The sequence below is a fragment of the Chthonomonas sp. genome, from assembly GCA_016788425.1.
Classification (GTDB): Bacteria; Armatimonadota; Fimbriimonadia; order Fimbriimonadales; family Fimbriimonadaceae; genus JAEURQ01.
Genome location: JAEURQ010000004.1, coordinates 190132 through 205928, shown reverse-complemented (window position 1 = coordinate 205928; position 15797 = coordinate 190132). Strand labels below are relative to the sequence as shown.

The following is a 15797-nucleotide window of genomic DNA, read 5'->3' as shown; positions in this document are numbered from 1 at the left end:
CATGTTGCACATTGACCACATTCATCCGGTCACGGACTTTGTCCGGAATTACCGAACCTACTTGACCCGGCTCAAGGAGACGGGCCGGCCCGAGGTGTTGACCGTGAATGGCGTGCCCGAATGTGTGCTTTTGGATGCCAAGAGCTATCAGGCAATGCAGGACGCGCTGGAGAGCATGCGGTTTGTTCACGCTGTAAACGAGGCGTTGGCAGGCATGCCAGCGAACGACGGAGTGCCGGTGGCGGAGGGTTTCCAAGGGATCCGCGAACACCTTGACCTATAAGGTTTTTATCGAGCCATCGGCTCTGCGCGACGCAACCGAAGCGGCGGCTTACATTCGTTCGACGACGAGCCCGGCAGCCGCGGCCAAATGGCTTGACAAGCTTGAGGCGGCCATCGCAGATTTGAACAGCCATCCTCAGCGATTTCGGGTCATCGACGAGCAGAAATTCTTCGCCATTGAGCTGAGGCAGTTCCGGCACTTCTCGCACCGCGTGATCTTTCACGTGAACGATGAGTCGGCGACGGTACGCGTATTGCGCATTTATCATGGTTATCGCGATGCGCTTCGGCCCAAGGATTAACCTTTCACTGACGATTTTCGCATTTTCCCGGAAATCTTCACTGCTTTTTGCGCCAAGTTTGTTACACTGCATTTCATAGCTCGCAACTATGCGGGCGTCGCCTAACCTCGAGAGGGGTTTTTGGAGAGGTATCAATATGAAAATTAAGCTTGCGGGGATCACCCTTGCGCTCGCCGTCGCGGCCACGTCTCAGGCCAACTATAAGTTTCACTTCGCCTATGGCGATGCGAGCCTCGCCTCGCTGAACAATAGTTCAGTCGGCACCGTCATTACTCCCGGTTCAAACCTGAGAATTCCCACTGCTGGGAATAACTTTTCCGTACAAATTTGGGCCGAGCGTTTGACGTCGACCGGTCAGGATTACCAACCAGGGGGCACCGTCATGGTTGCGTACGACATGGCTCCGGTCGCAAACAGCACAACATCCTGGGACTCTTACTCCTCCTTTGCGCACAGGAGGATCGCCGCAGCCGGCGCAACCGCCTCCGCCTCAATCAACAACGCTGGGACTTTCACGGACGTTTATGATAACTCTTTCACGCCACAAGGTCCTGGCAGCCTGGGCTTTCTCAGCAGAAAGTTCCGGGGCGCACACACGGGCAACTCTAGCAGCCCTCGAATGTTTGGTTTATCCGCGCAATTCAAATTTGAAGCTGCAAGCGGCAATCCGATTTGTTACATTGCTCCAACCGTTGGGCAACGATTTCGGCTGTTTGACATGCAGTTCATAAGCAACCTGCTGGATGGGCAATCTTACGGATTTGCGCAAGGCGAAGTTGGCCTCAATCTTTTCGCATTTGGGCCTGTCACGGGCGAGATAAACGGCGGCTCATCAAGCTGGATGGGCAAAGCACCAACTGGCACCGAAATCGGCTCCCGCTTGAACCTGCTCGCCGTCCCCGAGCCGAGCTCGGCGCTGGCCGTAGCCGTCGGCGCGCTCGCGCTGCTCCGCCGTAATCGACGTGCTTCGAAGGAGGTTCGCTCGTGAAAAAGCTCACCCTCCTCGCGATCGGCATTGCTGTGGCGGCCACGTCTCAGGCTAACTTTAAGTTCCACTTCGCGTATGGCGATGCGGCACTTGCTGCGCTCAACAACAGCACGGTAGGAACCCTGATTGCCAGCGGCACCAACCTGCGCGTGCCGACCGCCGGTGCCAATTTCTCAGTTCAAATCTGGGCCGAGAAAATCTCGTCCAGCACCAAAGTTGCCAGCGGAGCGTCGGTGATCGTTGCCTATGATGTAGCTCCCGTTGCCAACAGCACAACTTCCTATTCCAGCTACTCGAGCTTCATGCACCAGAAGATCCGGTCGCAAACAAGCGACGCAAGTGGATCAATCGTGAACGATGGCACCCTGTCGCGCTTGGTTGACATCAATACAGGTGAGGAACGGGGTCCTGGCTCGTTTTCTGTTCTGAGCAAGAAGTTTCGAGGTGCGTTCACCGGGAACACAATTAGTCCGCGCATGTTCGGTCTCTCGGCTCAGTTCGGGTTGCAGGGCGCGGATGGCACTCCGGTCGGCTTTGGGCTCCCCATGGCCATGAATGAGCGGGTCCGCATCTGCGACATGAAGTTCACCAGCAATTTGGTAGCTGGCCAATCGTATGGATTTGCGCAAGGCGAAGCCGGACTCAATCTCTATGCAACAACCATCGCGAACGGTAACGGCGGAGGTTGTAGCTGGATGGGCAACTACGCGACGAGTGCCGCCGTGGGATCGCGCCTCAACCTAACCACAGTCGTCCCCGAGCCGAGTTCCGCGCTGGCGGTAGCCATCGGCGCGCTCGCCCTGCTCCGCCGTAATCGACGTGCTTCGAAGGAGGTTCGCTCGTGAGAAAGTTCACCCTCCTCGCGATCGGCCTCGCCGTCGCCGCCACGTCTCAGGCCAACTATAAGTTTCACTTCGCCTATGGCGATGCGAGTCTCGCCTCGCTGAACAATAGTTCAGTCGGCACCGTGATTACGCCCGGCTCAAACCTGAGAATTCCCACTGCCGGGAACAACTTCTCGGTACAAATTTGGGCCGAGCGTCTGACGTCGGCCAGTCCGGCTTACGAAGCGGGGGGAAGCGTCATGGTTGCGTACGACATGGCTCCGGTCGCAAACAGCACAACTTTGTTTTCGACTGATAACTCGTTCATGCATGGCAAGATCCGGGCAGCTGGGGCAACGGCGGAATCCTCGATCAACAACCCAGGAAGTTTTGATCCAGTTTATTCCGTTAGCAACGGCGTGTATACGAACGCGGGACCGGGTTCTCTTGGATTCTTAAGTCGAAGATTCCGTGGATGCTACACGGGCAACTCAAGCACACCGCGTATGTCCGGGCTATCGGCCCAATTCAAATTTGAATCCGCAGGCGGAAATCCTTTTTGCCGCATTTCAGCGCCCGTTGGACAAAGATTCCGGCTTTTTGACGTGCAGTTCAAGAGCAATCTGCAAGGCGGTCAGTCGTACGGTTTCGCGCAAGGCGAAGTTGGCCTCAATCTTTTTGCATTCGGGCCTTTAACGGGCGATATTAACGGGGGCTCATCAAGCTGGATGGGTGGAGATCCGGTGGGCACCGAAATCGGCTCCCGCCTGAACCTGCTGGCCGTCCCCGAGCCGAGCTCGGCGCTGGCCGTAGCCGTCGGCGCGCTCGCGCTGTTCCGCCGCAAGCGCGCCTAACCCAATTCGAACCCCTCAGCTTCGCTTGCGGCGAGCCATCGCCAGCAAGCCAAGCCCGAGGGCGAGCATGCTGCCCGGCTCCGGAGCCACCACATTCGCCAAGCCCGTCGGCGTCTGGATAAAGCTCGTACCGGCTAAAAACGGACTGAACGCGTTGTTCACCCGATCGTAACGCATGATGCCACCCCGCGACGGCACGGCGGCGTCGCGACCCAAAATGAAGCTCATACTTCCGTGCCCGTTCGCAATGCCGGCCACGGTATTGATCACCGTGGTGCCAACCGCTGCTATCGAGCTTGGACCGGAGTTCCACACGTCCAACTCGGCGTACACCGTCCCGCTATACTCGAAACTTACGAGAACGTTGCCCGGGCCGGGAGACAGAATCGCGCGATCGGTAGCCCAGAACTCGTCTCCCAAAAAAGTTCCCGTGCCGTAGCTAAACCGTTCCAAGCGAAAATTATTCCCGGTACGAGTACTCATGTAGAACTGACCATCGGGACCAAGAAGACCTTGCTGAATCCCGAGCGTCCCGGAGCGAACGTACTCGCGTTGAATCACCCCGCTAGCCGTAAACCTTCGAATCGAAGAGGCGCCGACAATGTTCAGCGTCCCATCGCTATTGCGAGTGAGATTACTTCCGCCAAAGCCAGTGCTCCATGAGTTGATGAACTCGCCCGTGTTGTAATCCCACACCGAAACGCGGCTCGTCAAATCCATCACGTAAGCCCGATTAAGGGCTTGATCAATGGCGACCGCGCGGGGATTCGACAAGATGCCGCCGCCAAACGAGCCGAGATAGGTATTCGTAATCGGGTCAATCCGGTGCACGCTATTCGTGCCGGAATCGCTGACCAGACACATATCAAACGAGGCAAACGAAGTCGCGAACGAAGTCAAGCCCAACACAACCAAAGAAAAGCGAATCTGCTTCATGCCTAAGTTATACACAACCCAGCAAGAAAGGGGCAAAAAAAGGAGCGGGGTGCAAAAAATGCACCCCGCCCTCATCTCCCCGGGAACGAATCTTAGTCGCCAAGCGCGTCGAAGTTCAATGCCATCAGCGAGTAGTCGGCGATATCCACGATCAAGTCGCGATTGACATCGGCTCGAACATCCCAATTGGGGCTCGAAGGTACGCCATCAAAGGCGGCGGCGATGATGGTGTAGTCGGCGATATCCACAATGTTGTCGCCGTTGCAATCACCATTCTTGAGCGTGAACACTCCGGCATTCGCAACGGTTGACGTGGCCGTCGTCACGGTCTTCACCTTGCGGAGCCACGATCCGGTCCTTACGTACATGCGATACGTGCCCGGAACGTTCGGTCCGGGAACCGTGAACTGGCCGCTTCCATTCAGCGTACCCACCACGCGACCCGAGCCGACGTTGTTCGCGTTGTTCACGTAGTACACGGAAACGTTCGCCGGCATGGTGCCAGCAAGTCCTTGCAGCGAAAGTTGACCGGTCACCGCGGGGCCGGCGGGGGGATTCGAGGTCGCCCACGTAAAGGAGTTCGCCAGAAGACGTCGGAAATTCGCGTTCTCAAGCTGAAGCTGACCATTCACCGTGTGGAAGTTCACGGTGCGACCATTGCCATAATTCCATCCGACTACCGCCGGATAAATCCCGTCGTTGTAAAACGTAATCGCGCCGGCCTTAACCGAAGGTACGAGAGTTCGCACCCCGGCAATATTCGTCGTGTTCGTCGTAAAGGTCGCGGGCATTCCCGCGTTCATGAGCGCGTTCGCCGTGCCCTGCGTGTAAGTAATCGAGGACGCGCTGTCGTACGTTGTCGTCGCGGTCGAAGGCATGATCGCCCCCATGGTTTGGAAGTACGAACCCGTACCCTGCATCCACAGCACCCATTCGGCGATGACCAACCCGCCACCAGAGTTGACATAGTCAATCATGGTCTGCTGTTGAGCCGTGTTCCAGTTGAAGCCCCAATTGTAATTGGCTTGCACGTACACCGCTTCGTACTGACTGACAACGGAGAGATTCGTGAAGCTTGTGACATCCTGGCCGATGACCACGTTGTGCCCCATGGCCGTCAGGGCGGTATAGATGTACTGATCCTGGAGATTGTTTGTGCAGCTGAACACGTAGATGCTCGCCGCTTGCGCGCCCACGGCGAGGGCACCCAACACCGAAGTCGACAATAATCCTCGAGAAAATTTCATAGCTCTTATGTTGTATCACACAAGCGCTAATTTTTCGCTAAATTTTCGGCGGTTGCCGATAATTCATGCCGCATTCATGTCCGCCAAAGAACCTTTGGCTAATGCGGCTGCGGTTGCGAGCTACCACGCCGTACACCAAGCGACCCAGCCAAATGATCGGCGGCCACAAAAGCGGCGCCGCCCACCATCCACCTTTGGTCATCAATCGCGCGCGCAGGAATGCGTCCGCGCCATGCCACGATCGTCCCTGTTCGTCCACCAGCAACACGCCGGTTTTCGCCTGGGCCGCCAGTTCGGGAGTCAGCGGTGGGTTCGGGCAGTTCTGCTGAGTTACGGGCGTCAGGCGGTGATCGCGATCGCGCGCCATCAAGCGGTCTATACTCCACGCGCAGAACCCGCAATCGCCGTCCCAAATCACCCAGTTGCGCACGGCATCAGCCCCCCGTAAACCGCGTCACGTCGGCCACCAACACGGTGAACATCAACATCAAAATCAACACCAGGCCGATGCTCGTCACCACGCCCAGCGCGCGAGGGCTCATCCGCTTGCCACGGATCATTTCGTACAGGGCCACCATCATCTGCCCGCCATCCAGCGGCTGAATCGGTAGCAAGTTCATCACGCCGAGCGACATGCTGAGCAGGCCCGCCATTCGCAAAATGCCTCGCCAACCTTCGTCGGTCGCTTCTTTGGTCGCGGCGACCATGCTGGCCGCCCCGCCGACATTCTTGGTCACCAGCGTGGGCTGCTTCGCGAGGTTAAACAGGCCCGCCACCATGGCGCCGGGAATCTTCACCGCGGTCACCGCCGATTCACCCCATCCCGCCGGACGGCTGCCGAATCTCAACATCAATCCCAGTACACGCGGATGCACCATCTTGCCCGTCGCCAAGCCAGTTGGCGTGACCTCGGGCTCCTCCATCGGGCTCAGGTAAGTCGGCACCGATAACGTTGCGGTTTGGCCATCCCGCGAATACTCAACCTGCGCATCTTGGTCTTTTGGGGTCGCGGCGATCGCCGAGCGCATGTCGCCAAAGCTCTCAATCGGCTTGCCATTCACCCGCAAAATCTGGTCGTCCGGGCGGAGCCCGGCTGCCGCCGCCTTGCTATCCGCGCTGAAACTCAGCACGAACGTCCGACCATCCGGCAGGCCATTGCTCTTCACCAAAATTGTGAGCAGCACCACGCCCAGCAGCAGGCTAAACAGGGGTCCGGCAAAGAGCACCAGGAACCGCTTCCAAGCCGCCTTGGCGTAGAATCCGTCCCGCTCTTCCTGCTCGGTCTCGGGGTTCATTCCCGCGATCGCGCAGAACCCGCCGAGCGGCAGTGCGAGCATCGAAAACTCGGTTCCGCGCTTGTCCTTGCGAGCGATGATCGGGCGGAATCGCACGGGAAGTTTGTGCCCGGTTTCGGTCGTAACCTCACCTTCGCCCATGTTCTGCTCGGGTTCCTTGCCCAGCACCGGCTTGTAGTACGCAAACAGCACGCCGATCCAACCACCAAAAAACGCGAGCGCCAGATAGTTGTTCGGGGTGCCTTGTCCCCGGAGCGCAAACAGCGCGACGACCATGAAGATGCCGTAGCCCGTCACGAGCGGTGAAATCGTGTCGCGGAGGTTCTGGCGATACAGCCGACCCAGACGTGCGGTCACCCAGATGGGCAGCGCGAACGCCATCATCACCATGCCGACGTAAAACAGGTTCGGAACCCTCTCAAGCCCACCGACGGTGGTGAGGGCCGCGCCGATGACCCCCATGCTCCACACCGGCCAAACCGGCTCCAGCTTGCCGCCAGACTCCCGATCAAACGAGCGATCGCGGACGCCGCCCATCATGATCGCAAACGCTTTGACACGCATCCCGAAAAGCCGTGCGGCGATGTAGTGGCCATATTCATGGACGCCCACCAACACCGTCATCACGAGCAAGAATGTGAGCCCGACTTGGCCGTATTTGAGTAGCGCTTCCATGAACCTTCTATTTTACGGAGATTGAGCCAGCAGGATTCCATTGGCGAACCTGCGCCCGGGCCGCGGCATCCACCGCCAGCAAGTTGTCAAGCGTCGGCTCCACGGGTTGATGAGCCTCCACCACCCGTCGCACCGCGTCCTCGATGCCTAAAAACGGAATCTCGTCCCGCAGAAATCGGTTGGCCGCCTCTTCGTTGGCCGCGTTTAACGCGCAGGGGTAGGTTTGCCCGGCGTTGCCCGCCTCCCGCGCGAGGGCCAAACACCCAAACGTCTCGGTATCCGGCTCGGCGAAGGTGAGGGTTGGCGAATCAATCGGGTTCCAATCGCGCAGACCGCTCGGCGGTCGCTCCGGGTAGAGCAATGCGTACTGAATCGGCAGCCGCATGTTGGGCCAACCCATCTGCCCCAGCACGCTGCCATCGGTGAATTTGACCATCGAATGGATAATGCTTTGCCGGTGCACAACCACTCGCACCCGATCGAGTGGTGTATCGAAAAGCCACCGGGCCTCGATAATCTCCAGGCCCTTGTTCATGAGCGTCGCGCTGTCAATGGTGATCTTTCCGCCCATCGCCCAGGTGGGGTGATTCAGCGCCTCGGCTACCGTGATTTTTGCAAGTTCAGAGCGTTTTCTTCCAAAAAACGGCCCGCCGCTGGCGGTCAAAATCAGTTCGTCAATCTCGCGGAGCGGCGCGCCTTGTACGCACTGGAACACCGCCGAGTGTTCGCTATCAATAGGGGTCAGGGTGATGCCGCGAGCGCGCACCTCGCGCATGACAACCTCGCCGGCCGCGACCAACACTTCCTTGCTGGCCAGCGCAATGTCCTTGCCGCATTCAATGGCGCGGAGCGTCGGCAACAGCCCGATCACGCCCGCCACCGAAACCACCACCAGGTCCACGTCGGGCGCGGAAACCATGTCCAGAACCGCGTTCATTCCGCCCGGTAAGCCGGCGGCATCGGCGGCCGCTTCGTCCATCAGAGCCACCCGCGCACCGGCAAACTCGGCCGCCTGCGCTTGGAGCGCCGCCGCCGATCGGTGGGCGACCAAACCGACCACCTGAAGCCGATCGGGGTGCTCGCGCGCCACGTCCAGCGTCTGCGTGCCGATGCTGCCCGTGCTCCCGAGGACGACGATTCGCTTCACGAAGTCAGGGTACCCGCCGCGCTCGCTTCAGCCGAGGTCGGGAAAGCTCGGATCAATCTCGGCGCGCCACGCGATGGCGCCGCCTTTCAGGTTGCGCACGCGCTGAAAGCCTTGGCCCAGCAGAAACTCCGCGGCCCGCGCCGAGCGTCCGCCCGAGCGGCACTGGATGACCAAATCGTCGGTGGGATTCAGTTCGCCGAGGCGATCCGCAATTTGCCCCAAAGGAATCGCTTCCGCGCCGGGAAGCATGCCGCGCTCGGTTTCGGAGGGCTCGCGGACATCAATCAGACGGGGCGGATTCGGCCCGGCCATTTCGGCGCTGAGCTCTTGAACGGAGATTTCGGGAATGTCAGCCATGTTTCCACCTTACCCCTCCAAACCCCGGTTGACTTTTGCCGACATGACTAAATATAGTAGATGCGCGTCTACTATAAATCGCGCGGGATCAAGACCCATGAGAATCACTCGAATCGAAATTGAAGCAAACCAACTCCTCGCCCGCGTTCTGAAACCAAAGGAGTACCCCTACTTTACCGAGGACAGTTTGGCGCGAAAAATCCGTCGCGCCCACGCTCGAAACCGCCAAATCAAGTGGCTTCAACCGCTCGACCCCGGCGACTCGCTCGCCGATCGCGAGGCTATGGCTGTCCTGCGTCGCGCCCGTCTGACCACACGCCAGCGCGAGGTTTACTTCCTGCGCAAAATCGGGCTCACGTTCGAGGAGATCGGTCGCCGTTCCGGCTGCAGCAAGCAGGGCGTGCTGAACGTGTTTCGCCAAGCCAGCAAAAAGCTTCGCGTGGCGTGGTCGGCGTACCCGTACCAGGGGCTGGCCGATGTGTACCGGGCCGAGGTTGCGCGCCGTGGAAAAGTGGCGTAACTGAACTTCTCAGGCGGTAAACTGAGTCTCTGGTTTGCCGTTCATGAAATCCGCCCATCGAATTGTCCATTGTGTGCACTGCGATCTCGGCAACACGCTTGACAGCGCGTTCTGCCGTAAGTGCGGTCAGCCCCTCGATCCCAAAGCGATCGAGGCGGCTAAGGAGCGCAATCGCGACCTCGTGAAAGAAGGCATGAAAGCCGTTGCCGAGGGCCGCTTGGCCGAGGGCGTCCTCGTCGCTCAAAGCGCCTTGGAAGTAGATGAGAATTGCATTGAAGCCTGGGCATTGCTGGGCGAAGCGCGCGAGCGCGACCGCGACTACCCCGCGGCGCTCACCGCCTACACCAAGCTGGCCGAGCTCGACCCCGCTTCGACCGTCTACCCAATCAAGATTGAGCACCTAAACCTGCTCCTCTCGCAAGAAAGTTTGAGCGTGCCAAGCAAGGGCCCCAACCGCGCGGCCGCCGCCCTCACCGCCGTTGCGGCCACGCTGATCGTCGGCTCCGCTGGCATCGGCCTCGCGTGGATTCAGGAAAACCGCCAAGAGCAACCCAAAACCACGACGACCCAAGTGGCGAGCAACCAAACCCGGCCCACGACCACCGAAGGCATTGACGCCAGCCTCGGCCAACCAACTGCACAACCGGCGGCAAAGCCCCAACCCGACGTCGCGCAACCGGCGGCCACCACCGACACCACACCCGATCCGCGTCGTAACCCCGAAACCGCGACGCGCATCAATGCCGGAACTCGCCCCAACAGCTTGCCGACCGGTCGTGGCGACTCACGCGACAGTGGCTTCGAACCGATCACGCCGGACGTGCGGATCGAGCCGTCCACCCCGATTGCGAATAGCCGCCCCAACCCCGGCCCCTCGGTGAATATTCAAAGCGGAACGGTGGACGAGGACCCGAGCACCGGGCCCGCGCCAAAGGCCAATACCGAGCCGGTGAAGAAGCCGACCCGCCCACCGGTCTACGAGATCAAGCCGAGCGCCAATCAGCGCCCGACCATGGGTGGCAGCCAACCGATCAAAACCAATTCGACGCCGGGCACCGACCCCTTTAAGCAAGCGCAAGAGGCGTTCATCGCCGGTCGCTACGAGAGCGCCGTTGGGCTCTATCAGCGCGCCCTCGCTGCGGGCGGCCCCGCCGGACGCATCTACCAGCGCCTCGGTCAGTGCTATGAGCGAATCGGCCGCAAGGTTGACGCGATCGAATCGTACGAAAAAGCGATCAGCATTTTTGAAGCCTCCGGCGGCAACTCCGCCGCGCTGAGCGCATGCAAGCAGGCCGTCCAGGTTCTTCGCGGATGATCAAGCGCACGCTCAGCCTGGCCCTCGCCCTCGCTGGCGTCCACGCCTTCGCCGCGCCCGAGTGCCTCGTCGTGCAAGCTCTGCCGGGTCAAGCCGACGCCGAAGTGTGGGTCGCGGACGACCTCGCGCAAGCCATTGACCTGGACGGCCGCGTGCTGCCCATCACGTGGACCGAAACCGACGCTCTTTGGCGTCGCATGAAAGACAACTCGCGCACCAAATATCCGGCCCGCGCGACCGAAAAATCAGCGATCCAGTTTGCCAACGAATTCCGCATCCCCTACCTCGTCATCGTCACCGCCGTGCGCACCAAGGGCGGCATCGCCGTGGCGACCAAAGCCTTTCGCAATGGCAGCGAGATTTGGAAGCACGGCTTCATTCAGCAAATCTCGGTGAACATGCTCAGCGATCGCACCAGCGACGCGCTCTCGGTTGCCCAAACGCTTTCGATCCTGCTCGCCGAGACTCCGTTCAAGGGCCTCCCTGCCCGTCCGAAAATCGACACGCCTAAGCCCGAGGAAGGCACCGTCACGCAACCGGTCGGCCCCGGCCCGGCCCACGAAATCAAGCCCATTCCGGCCACTCCGCAGGCCCGCGCCAGCGCGAGGAAACTCGTGGACGAAGGTCGGTACGCCGAGGCGATCGCGATGATTCGCGAACTCGTGGACAGCAATCCGCTCGACCCGGGCGTCCGCGAAGATTTGGTTCAGGCGCTCATGGCCAGCAACGACTTTGCCACCGCCGCCGCCACCGCCGAATCATCGGCTACCATCATTCCGCCCGGCACGCGCTTGTGGCTGCTCGCCGCCCGCGCCCACCTGCGCATGGGCAAGATGACCGAGGCGCAAACCGCTCTCAACCAGGCACTCGCCCGCGATGGCGATGGCCACATGGCCGGCCTCATTCGCGGCGAAATCGCGCTCCTCAAGGGCGAACCGGCCCGCGCCGTGGAAGCCTATCAGGAAGCGCTCAAAACCAAGGATTCCGGCGACGCTCACTTTGGGCTCGCCTTGGCCTACGCCTTCGACGGGCAAACCGAACTCGCCGAAGCCGAGTGGAACAAAGCCCCCAAGCCGACCGCGGCGGAAGTCAACGAGTTTTATGCTCGCCTCGTGATTCTCACCGAGCAGCACTGGGAGCGCGTCGTCGCCCAAGTCCGCGAATCCATGGCCGCCGCGCTCGAACCGAAACGCGCCCCGCAAGTGCTCGAGAAGGCGATCAAAAATGCGAACGTCGCGCAGGGTCTAGAAATGGCGATTCGACGCGTAAGCGTGCCCGCCCGCCACATTGCCAGCCACGCCAAGCGCGAATTGGCCCACAAATTGCTCGTTCAAGCTACATCGGACGCCATCGCCTTGGTTCAACGCGGCGATGAGGACCTCGTCAACGATATCGCGATCACCCTCGGCGACGCGATTCGCAAGTACAAACTGGTCCAAGCGGAAACCGAAGTGGAGATGCAAGAACGAGATGACCGAAGTTTTCCGAACCCTCCTGATCCCGAGCGGAATCTTTCTTGGTAGCGCCGTCTTCGCCTTCGCCGTCTTTCGCATTCGGCATCAACTGACCTTGCGTCAACACGCCCAGTTGCGGCCCGTCGGCCCGCTGCTGCTCAAGGCGCGCGCTGGAGCCTTTCGTTCGCACTTCGACCGCTTCGAAAACGGGACGTGGATCATCTCCGCCCCGCTCAGCCGCGACTCGTACGTGGCCCTGCAGCCCGGCGAAGAAGTTCTCGTGGATGCGCCTGTCGAAGGCGGCGCCATGCTGTTCCGCACCAAGATTCTCTCCCGCGACGCGGCCACTCACCAGTACACCATCGGCCTCCCCGAGCGTCTTCACCGCACCGAGCGTCGCGAGCAACGCCGCCGCGCCCTCGAACCCATTGATTGCCGCCTCAACGGCATGCCCGGGCGGGTGCTGAACCACAGCCGCGAAGGCGCGCTGATTCTCAGCGGCCTCAAACTCGAGAACGGCGATCTGGTGATTGTGCAGGTCGGCGACCAGCAGGTCACTGGCTACGCCCTGGATTCGGTGTACGAGGCGTTCGGCGATGTCATGGGCGGACTCACCCGCATCCGCTTCCAAGAGCCCACACGCGCGTTCGAACTCCGGTAAATTGAGTTCCATGGGATTCGCGCGATCACTCCGCCATTTTGGGGCGACCGTGCGCGTCGTGACGCAAGAAGTCTTGACCTACCCGGCGCAAATGGCGATCTGGGTTCTCACCGACGCCGTCACGTGTTTCACCATGCCGCTGGTCATGGCGCTCGTCGCCGGTAGCGGGCAGGTGCGCGGCTACTCGGCCAGCGATTTTGCGCTCTACTACATCGTCATGCTGGTCGTAACCAGCTGGGTGGTCTGCCACGTGATGTGGGAAATCATGACCGAGATGCGCGAAGGGCAATTCAGCTCTCAGCTCTTGCGACCGACCAGCTACCTGGGGTTTGTCATCGCCCGAAATCTCGCTTGGCGCGTGCAGCGCACCGTCCTGACCTTGCCCGTTATCGGCCTGATGGTGCTGTGCTACTGGAGCTATTTGCGCGGCGCGCAACTCCACTTCTCACTGGGCCTCGTGGTCAGCTTGGTGCTGGCGCAGTGGGTCAGCGTGATGTTCTGCACCGCCTTTGCCATGCTCGCGCTCTTCGTCGAGGACGCAACCAGCATCTTTGAGCTGCACTACTTCCCCATGCTGTTCCTGAGCGGACAGATTTTCCCGATCGAAATGCTACCGACCTGGGCGAAGCAAGCCAGCTACTTCCTGCCGTTCTACTACACCACCGCCTTCCCCACCGAAATGGTGCTGGGCAAGGTGCCCGAGCACATGGTGTGGCCGCTCATTGGCGGCCAAGTCGTGTGGATCGTGCTGTGCTACGCCTGGTACCGCGTGATGTTTCGCGCGGGCACCAAGGTGTACAGCGGCGTCGGGATGTAGCGCTTAGTTCGCGCTGCGAAACTCCGCCATGTACGCGGCCAGCGCGTCGCAGCCATCCTGCGGAAACGCGTTATACACGCTCGCTCGGCACCCGCCCACGCTGCGGTGCCCCTTGAGCTCCAGCAATCGGCGATCCTTCGCCCCCGCCAAGAAGGCGTTCGTCAGATCCTCACTCGGAAGCGTAAACGTGATATTCATTTGCGAGCGATTCGCCTCGACCGCGTGGCCCTTATAGAACCCGTCCGAGCCGTCGATCGCGCCGTAGATCGTCGCCGCTTTGCGCGTGTTGCGCTCGGCACTGGCGGCCAGCCCACCGTTGGCCAGCAGATACTCGTACACCAGACCGCACATGTAGATGCTCCAGCACGGCGGCGTGTTATACATGCTGCCGTTTTCGGCTTGCACCCGGTAGTCAAGCATCGGATGCGTCTTCTCGGGAGCCCGGTCAAGAAAGTCTTTGCGGATAATGACCACGACCACCCCGGCCGGACCCATGTTCTTTTGCGCCCCGGCGTAAATCATGGCAAACTTGTTCACGTCGGTCGGCCGCGAAAGAATGTTGGAGCTCATGTCGCACACCCAATCGGTGCCACCCTCGGGCTCGGCCCAAAAATCCACGCCCTGAATCGTCTCGTTGCTGGTGTAATGCGCGAAGGCCGCGCCGGGCGTCAGCTTCAATTCGCCGAAGCTCGGCGCATGATTGTAGTTGCTCGCCTTCGCGTCAAAAATCGCTTGTGCGGAGCCCACCATTTGGGCGGCTTCCAGCGCCTTTTTGCCCCAAGTCCCGGTGATCACGTAGTCGGCGGAGCTGCCCGCCGGCAGAAAACTCATCGGCAACATGCTGAACTGCATGCTCGCGCCGCCCTGCAAAAACAGCACCGTGTAGTCGTCGGAGATGCCCATGAGCTTGCGCAAGTTCGCCTCGGCCCCGTTGATAATCTCCTCGTAGGGCTTGCTGCGGTGGCTCATTTCCATCACGCTCATGCCCTTGCCCTTGTAGTTCAGTAGCTCGCGCTGCGCTTCTTCCAGCACACTCACGGGAAGGCAGCAGGGGCCAGCGGAAAAGTTAAAGGCACGATCGTGGGGTTGACTCATGCCAAGGTTTTACCCGTCAGCGCTGGTTCAAGTATTCCGTGAGCTCGGGCACCATCTCGGCCATGCGGCCCTGAAACGCGATGTGGATCAGCCGCTGGCTATCCATAAGCATCACCACCGGATATCCACCCTGGGCAAACGTGCGCTCCCACGCGCCGTTGACGTCGCGCAGGGCTTGGCCCGGGCCAATCACCAAGTGCTTGAGCTTGTACTTGTTAATGACACCGGCCAACGACGGCACAGGGCTCTCGCCGGGCGCGACCAATTCCACCAGCGAGTAGCCGGTGCCGAGCACCTTGCTCAGGCGCGTTACGCCCGCGTTGGTCTGCACGGCAAAGTCGGGAATCGGAATCGAGGAATCCAAAGTCCACGGCCCGGTGCTGAGCGTCGCGGGCGACATGCCCTTGGGCGGCTCCACCGAGACCGTCGCGGCTTTGCGCCGCACCGCCGTCACAACCCAATCCCGGGTGATCGTTTGCGTCGGCGTGACGATGGTCTGCGTGAACTTTTGCACCGCGCCCTTGGCATCAAACAGCAGATCCAACCGCTCGACGCCGCGCTTCACGGTCAAGCGATCTTTGCCCGTCGCCGTCACCTTCGCGCCGGTGAGCAAAATCGCCAGATTCGGCGGATGAACAATAAAGGGATAGCCGCTCGTGAGCTCATCCGCGATTTCTCCGTACGGCCCAAAGTCGGTCGGCGCTTTCGCGCCCTCGCTATATTCGCGAGCCGTCCAATCGATCTCCAAAAACGCGCGCGGCAACCCGCGGTACTCGTAGAGGTCACCCTCCACGCCAATGCGGAACCGCTCGCTCGTGGCGTCGGGTCGCTCCCATAACACCTTGACCGTACCCTTCGCAAGGGTGAGGTCCATCGAGACCGGCGGGCGAATAAGGTTCGCCAAGCCGGTGCGCAGCCGCTCCGTCGGAGTCGGTGCAAGCGCGGTGGCGGCAATCAGCGATATCAGCATGTCCTGTTAACTCTACGTGCGCGTGGCCCCTCGCATCTGCGGAACAGGTCACCTTGGG

At 60.6% G+C, this 15797-nt stretch carries 18 protein-coding genes; 10 read left to right on the top strand and 8 right to left on the bottom strand.

The genetic code is table 11. From position 1 onward, the window contains the following. The first annotated feature begins 1 nt into the window (after position 1). The 5 genes from JNJ45_10845 (at position 2) to JNJ45_10825 (ending at position 3250) form a co-directional block, all read left to right on the top strand. Positions 2-283 carry a type II toxin-antitoxin system Phd/YefM family antitoxin gene (locus JNJ45_10845; GenBank protein ID MBL8049165.1) on the top strand — a complete coding sequence of 94 codons (282 nt, stop codon included), beginning with the start codon at positions 2-4 and terminating at the stop codon, positions 281-283. Further along, positions 273-584 (top strand): type II toxin-antitoxin system RelE/ParE family toxin, encoded by a 312-nt coding sequence (locus JNJ45_10840; GenBank protein MBL8049164.1) that lies wholly within the window; start codon positions 273-275, stop codon positions 582-584. Before JNJ45_10845 ends, JNJ45_10840 begins: the two co-directional genes overlap by 11 nt. 136 nt (positions 585-720) lie before the next feature. Further along, positions 721-1572 (top strand): PEP-CTERM sorting domain-containing protein, encoded by an 852-nt coding sequence (locus JNJ45_10835; GenBank protein ID MBL8049163.1) that lies wholly within the window; start codon positions 721-723, stop codon positions 1570-1572. Continuing rightward, positions 1569-2417, top strand: a complete 849-nt coding sequence (locus JNJ45_10830; GenBank protein MBL8049162.1) for a PEP-CTERM sorting domain-containing protein — start codon at positions 1569-1571, stop codon at positions 2415-2417. The genes JNJ45_10835 and JNJ45_10830 overlap by 4 nt, the downstream gene beginning before the upstream one ends. Further along, positions 2414-3250 (top strand): PEP-CTERM sorting domain-containing protein, encoded by an 837-nt coding sequence (locus JNJ45_10825; GenBank protein MBL8049161.1) that lies wholly within the window; start codon positions 2414-2416, stop codon positions 3248-3250. The genes JNJ45_10830 and JNJ45_10825 overlap by 4 nt, the downstream gene beginning before the upstream one ends. Before the next feature lie 15 nt (positions 3251-3265). Here the strand turns inward: JNJ45_10825 and JNJ45_10820 are convergent, their stop codons facing one another. The 6 genes from JNJ45_10820 to JNJ45_10795 form a co-directional block, all read right to left on the bottom strand. Beyond that, positions 3266-4186: a PEP-CTERM sorting domain-containing protein gene (locus tag JNJ45_10820; protein ID MBL8049160.1), complete on the bottom strand. Its 921-nt coding sequence runs from the start codon at positions 4184-4186 to the stop codon at positions 3266-3268. A gap of 92 nt (positions 4187-4278) precedes the next feature. Then, entirely contained in the window at positions 4279-5433 is a 1155-nt protein-coding gene (locus JNJ45_10815) for a hypothetical protein (GenBank protein MBL8049159.1), read from the bottom strand. 37 nt (positions 5434-5470) lie between these two features. Beyond that, a complete protein-coding gene (locus JNJ45_10810) occupies positions 5471-5863 on the bottom strand; it encodes a DUF393 domain-containing protein (protein ID MBL8049158.1) in 393 nt (130 codons plus the stop codon). A 4-nt stretch (positions 5864-5867) separates the two neighbouring features. Beyond that, positions 5868-7403 carry a site-2 protease family protein gene (locus JNJ45_10805; protein ID MBL8049157.1) on the bottom strand — a complete coding sequence of 512 codons (1536 nt, stop codon included), beginning with the start codon at positions 7401-7403 and terminating at the stop codon, positions 5868-5870. Positions 7404-7410: 7 nt separating this feature from the next. Continuing rightward, the gene (locus tag JNJ45_10800; GenBank protein ID MBL8049156.1) at positions 7411-8550 is read right to left on the bottom strand and encodes a 1-deoxy-D-xylulose-5-phosphate reductoisomerase; all 1140 of its coding nucleotides are present in this window, start codon (positions 8548-8550) and stop codon (positions 7411-7413) included. Between the two features lie 27 nt (positions 8551-8577). Next, positions 8578-8907: a sulfurtransferase gene (locus tag JNJ45_10795; protein MBL8049155.1), complete on the bottom strand. Its 330-nt coding sequence runs from the start codon at positions 8905-8907 to the stop codon at positions 8578-8580. 97 nt (positions 8908-9004) lie between these two features. On the opposite strand from JNJ45_10795, the gene JNJ45_10790 reads away from it, so the two are divergent. The 5 genes from JNJ45_10790 to JNJ45_10770 are packed head-to-tail and all read left to right on the top strand — an operon-like array spanning position 9005 to position 13674. After that, positions 9005-9427 (top strand): sigma-70 family RNA polymerase sigma factor, encoded by a 423-nt coding sequence (locus JNJ45_10790; protein ID MBL8049154.1) that lies wholly within the window; start codon positions 9005-9007, stop codon positions 9425-9427. Between the two features lie 43 nt (positions 9428-9470). After that, positions 9471-10742 carry a tetratricopeptide repeat protein gene (locus JNJ45_10785; protein ID MBL8049153.1) on the top strand — a complete coding sequence of 424 codons (1272 nt, stop codon included), beginning with the start codon at positions 9471-9473 and terminating at the stop codon, positions 10740-10742. Then, a complete protein-coding gene (locus JNJ45_10780) occupies positions 10739-12265 on the top strand; it encodes a tetratricopeptide repeat protein (GenBank protein ID MBL8049152.1) in 1527 nt (508 codons plus the stop codon). The genes JNJ45_10785 and JNJ45_10780 overlap by 4 nt, the downstream gene beginning before the upstream one ends. Further along, positions 12213-12857: a flagellar brake domain-containing protein gene (locus JNJ45_10775; protein MBL8049151.1), complete on the top strand. Its 645-nt coding sequence runs from the start codon at positions 12213-12215 to the stop codon at positions 12855-12857. The genes JNJ45_10780 and JNJ45_10775 overlap by 53 nt, the downstream gene beginning before the upstream one ends. A 10-nt stretch (positions 12858-12867) precedes the next feature. After that, positions 12868-13674, top strand: a complete 807-nt coding sequence (locus JNJ45_10770) for an ABC-2 family transporter protein (protein MBL8049150.1) — start codon at positions 12868-12870, stop codon at positions 13672-13674. Positions 13675-13677: 3 nt separating this feature from the next. On the opposite strand, the gene serC is transcribed toward JNJ45_10770, so the two are convergent. Then, positions 13678-14769, bottom strand: a complete 1092-nt coding sequence (gene serC, locus JNJ45_10765) for a 3-phosphoserine/phosphohydroxythreonine transaminase (protein ID MBL8049149.1) — start codon at positions 14767-14769, stop codon at positions 13678-13680. Between the two features lie 16 nt (positions 14770-14785). Continuing rightward, positions 14786-15739, bottom strand: a complete 954-nt coding sequence (locus tag JNJ45_10760; GenBank protein ID MBL8049148.1) for a hypothetical protein — start codon at positions 15737-15739, stop codon at positions 14786-14788. Between the last annotated feature and the right edge of the window lie 58 nt (positions 15740-15797).

Coding starts and splice junctions, on each gene's coding strand:
- JNJ45_10845 (MBL8049165.1), top strand. CDS start 2: ATGTTGCACATTGACCACATTCATCCGGTCACGGACTTTGTCCGGAAT.
- JNJ45_10835 (MBL8049163.1), top strand. CDS start 721: ATGAAAATTAAGCTTGCGGGGATCACCCTTGCGCTCGCCGTCGCGGCC.
- JNJ45_10820 (MBL8049160.1), bottom strand. CDS start 4,186: ATGAAGCAGATTCGCTTTTCTTTGGTTGTGTTGGGCTTGACTTCGTTC.
- JNJ45_10815 (MBL8049159.1), bottom strand. CDS start 5,433: ATGAAATTTTCTCGAGGATTATTGTCGACTTCGGTGTTGGGTGCCCTC.
- JNJ45_10805 (MBL8049157.1), bottom strand. CDS start 7,403: ATGGAAGCGCTACTCAAATACGGCCAAGTCGGGCTCACATTCTTGCTC.
- JNJ45_10795 (MBL8049155.1), bottom strand. CDS start 8,907: ATGGCTGACATTCCCGAAATCTCCGTTCAAGAGCTCAGCGCCGAAATG.
- JNJ45_10790 (MBL8049154.1), top strand. CDS start 9,005: ATGAGAATCACTCGAATCGAAATTGAAGCAAACCAACTCCTCGCCCGC.
- JNJ45_10785 (MBL8049153.1), top strand. CDS start 9,471: ATGAAATCCGCCCATCGAATTGTCCATTGTGTGCACTGCGATCTCGGC.
- JNJ45_10780 (MBL8049152.1), top strand. CDS start 10,739: ATGATCAAGCGCACGCTCAGCCTGGCCCTCGCCCTCGCTGGCGTCCAC.
- JNJ45_10775 (MBL8049151.1), top strand. CDS start 12,213: ATGACCGAAGTTTTCCGAACCCTCCTGATCCCGAGCGGAATCTTTCTT.
- JNJ45_10770 (MBL8049150.1), top strand. CDS start 12,868: ATGGGATTCGCGCGATCACTCCGCCATTTTGGGGCGACCGTGCGCGTC.
- serC (MBL8049149.1), bottom strand. CDS start 14,769: ATGAGTCAACCCCACGATCGTGCCTTTAACTTTTCCGCTGGCCCCTGC.
- JNJ45_10760 (MBL8049148.1), bottom strand. CDS start 15,739: ATGCTGATATCGCTGATTGCCGCCACCGCGCTTGCACCGACTCCGACG.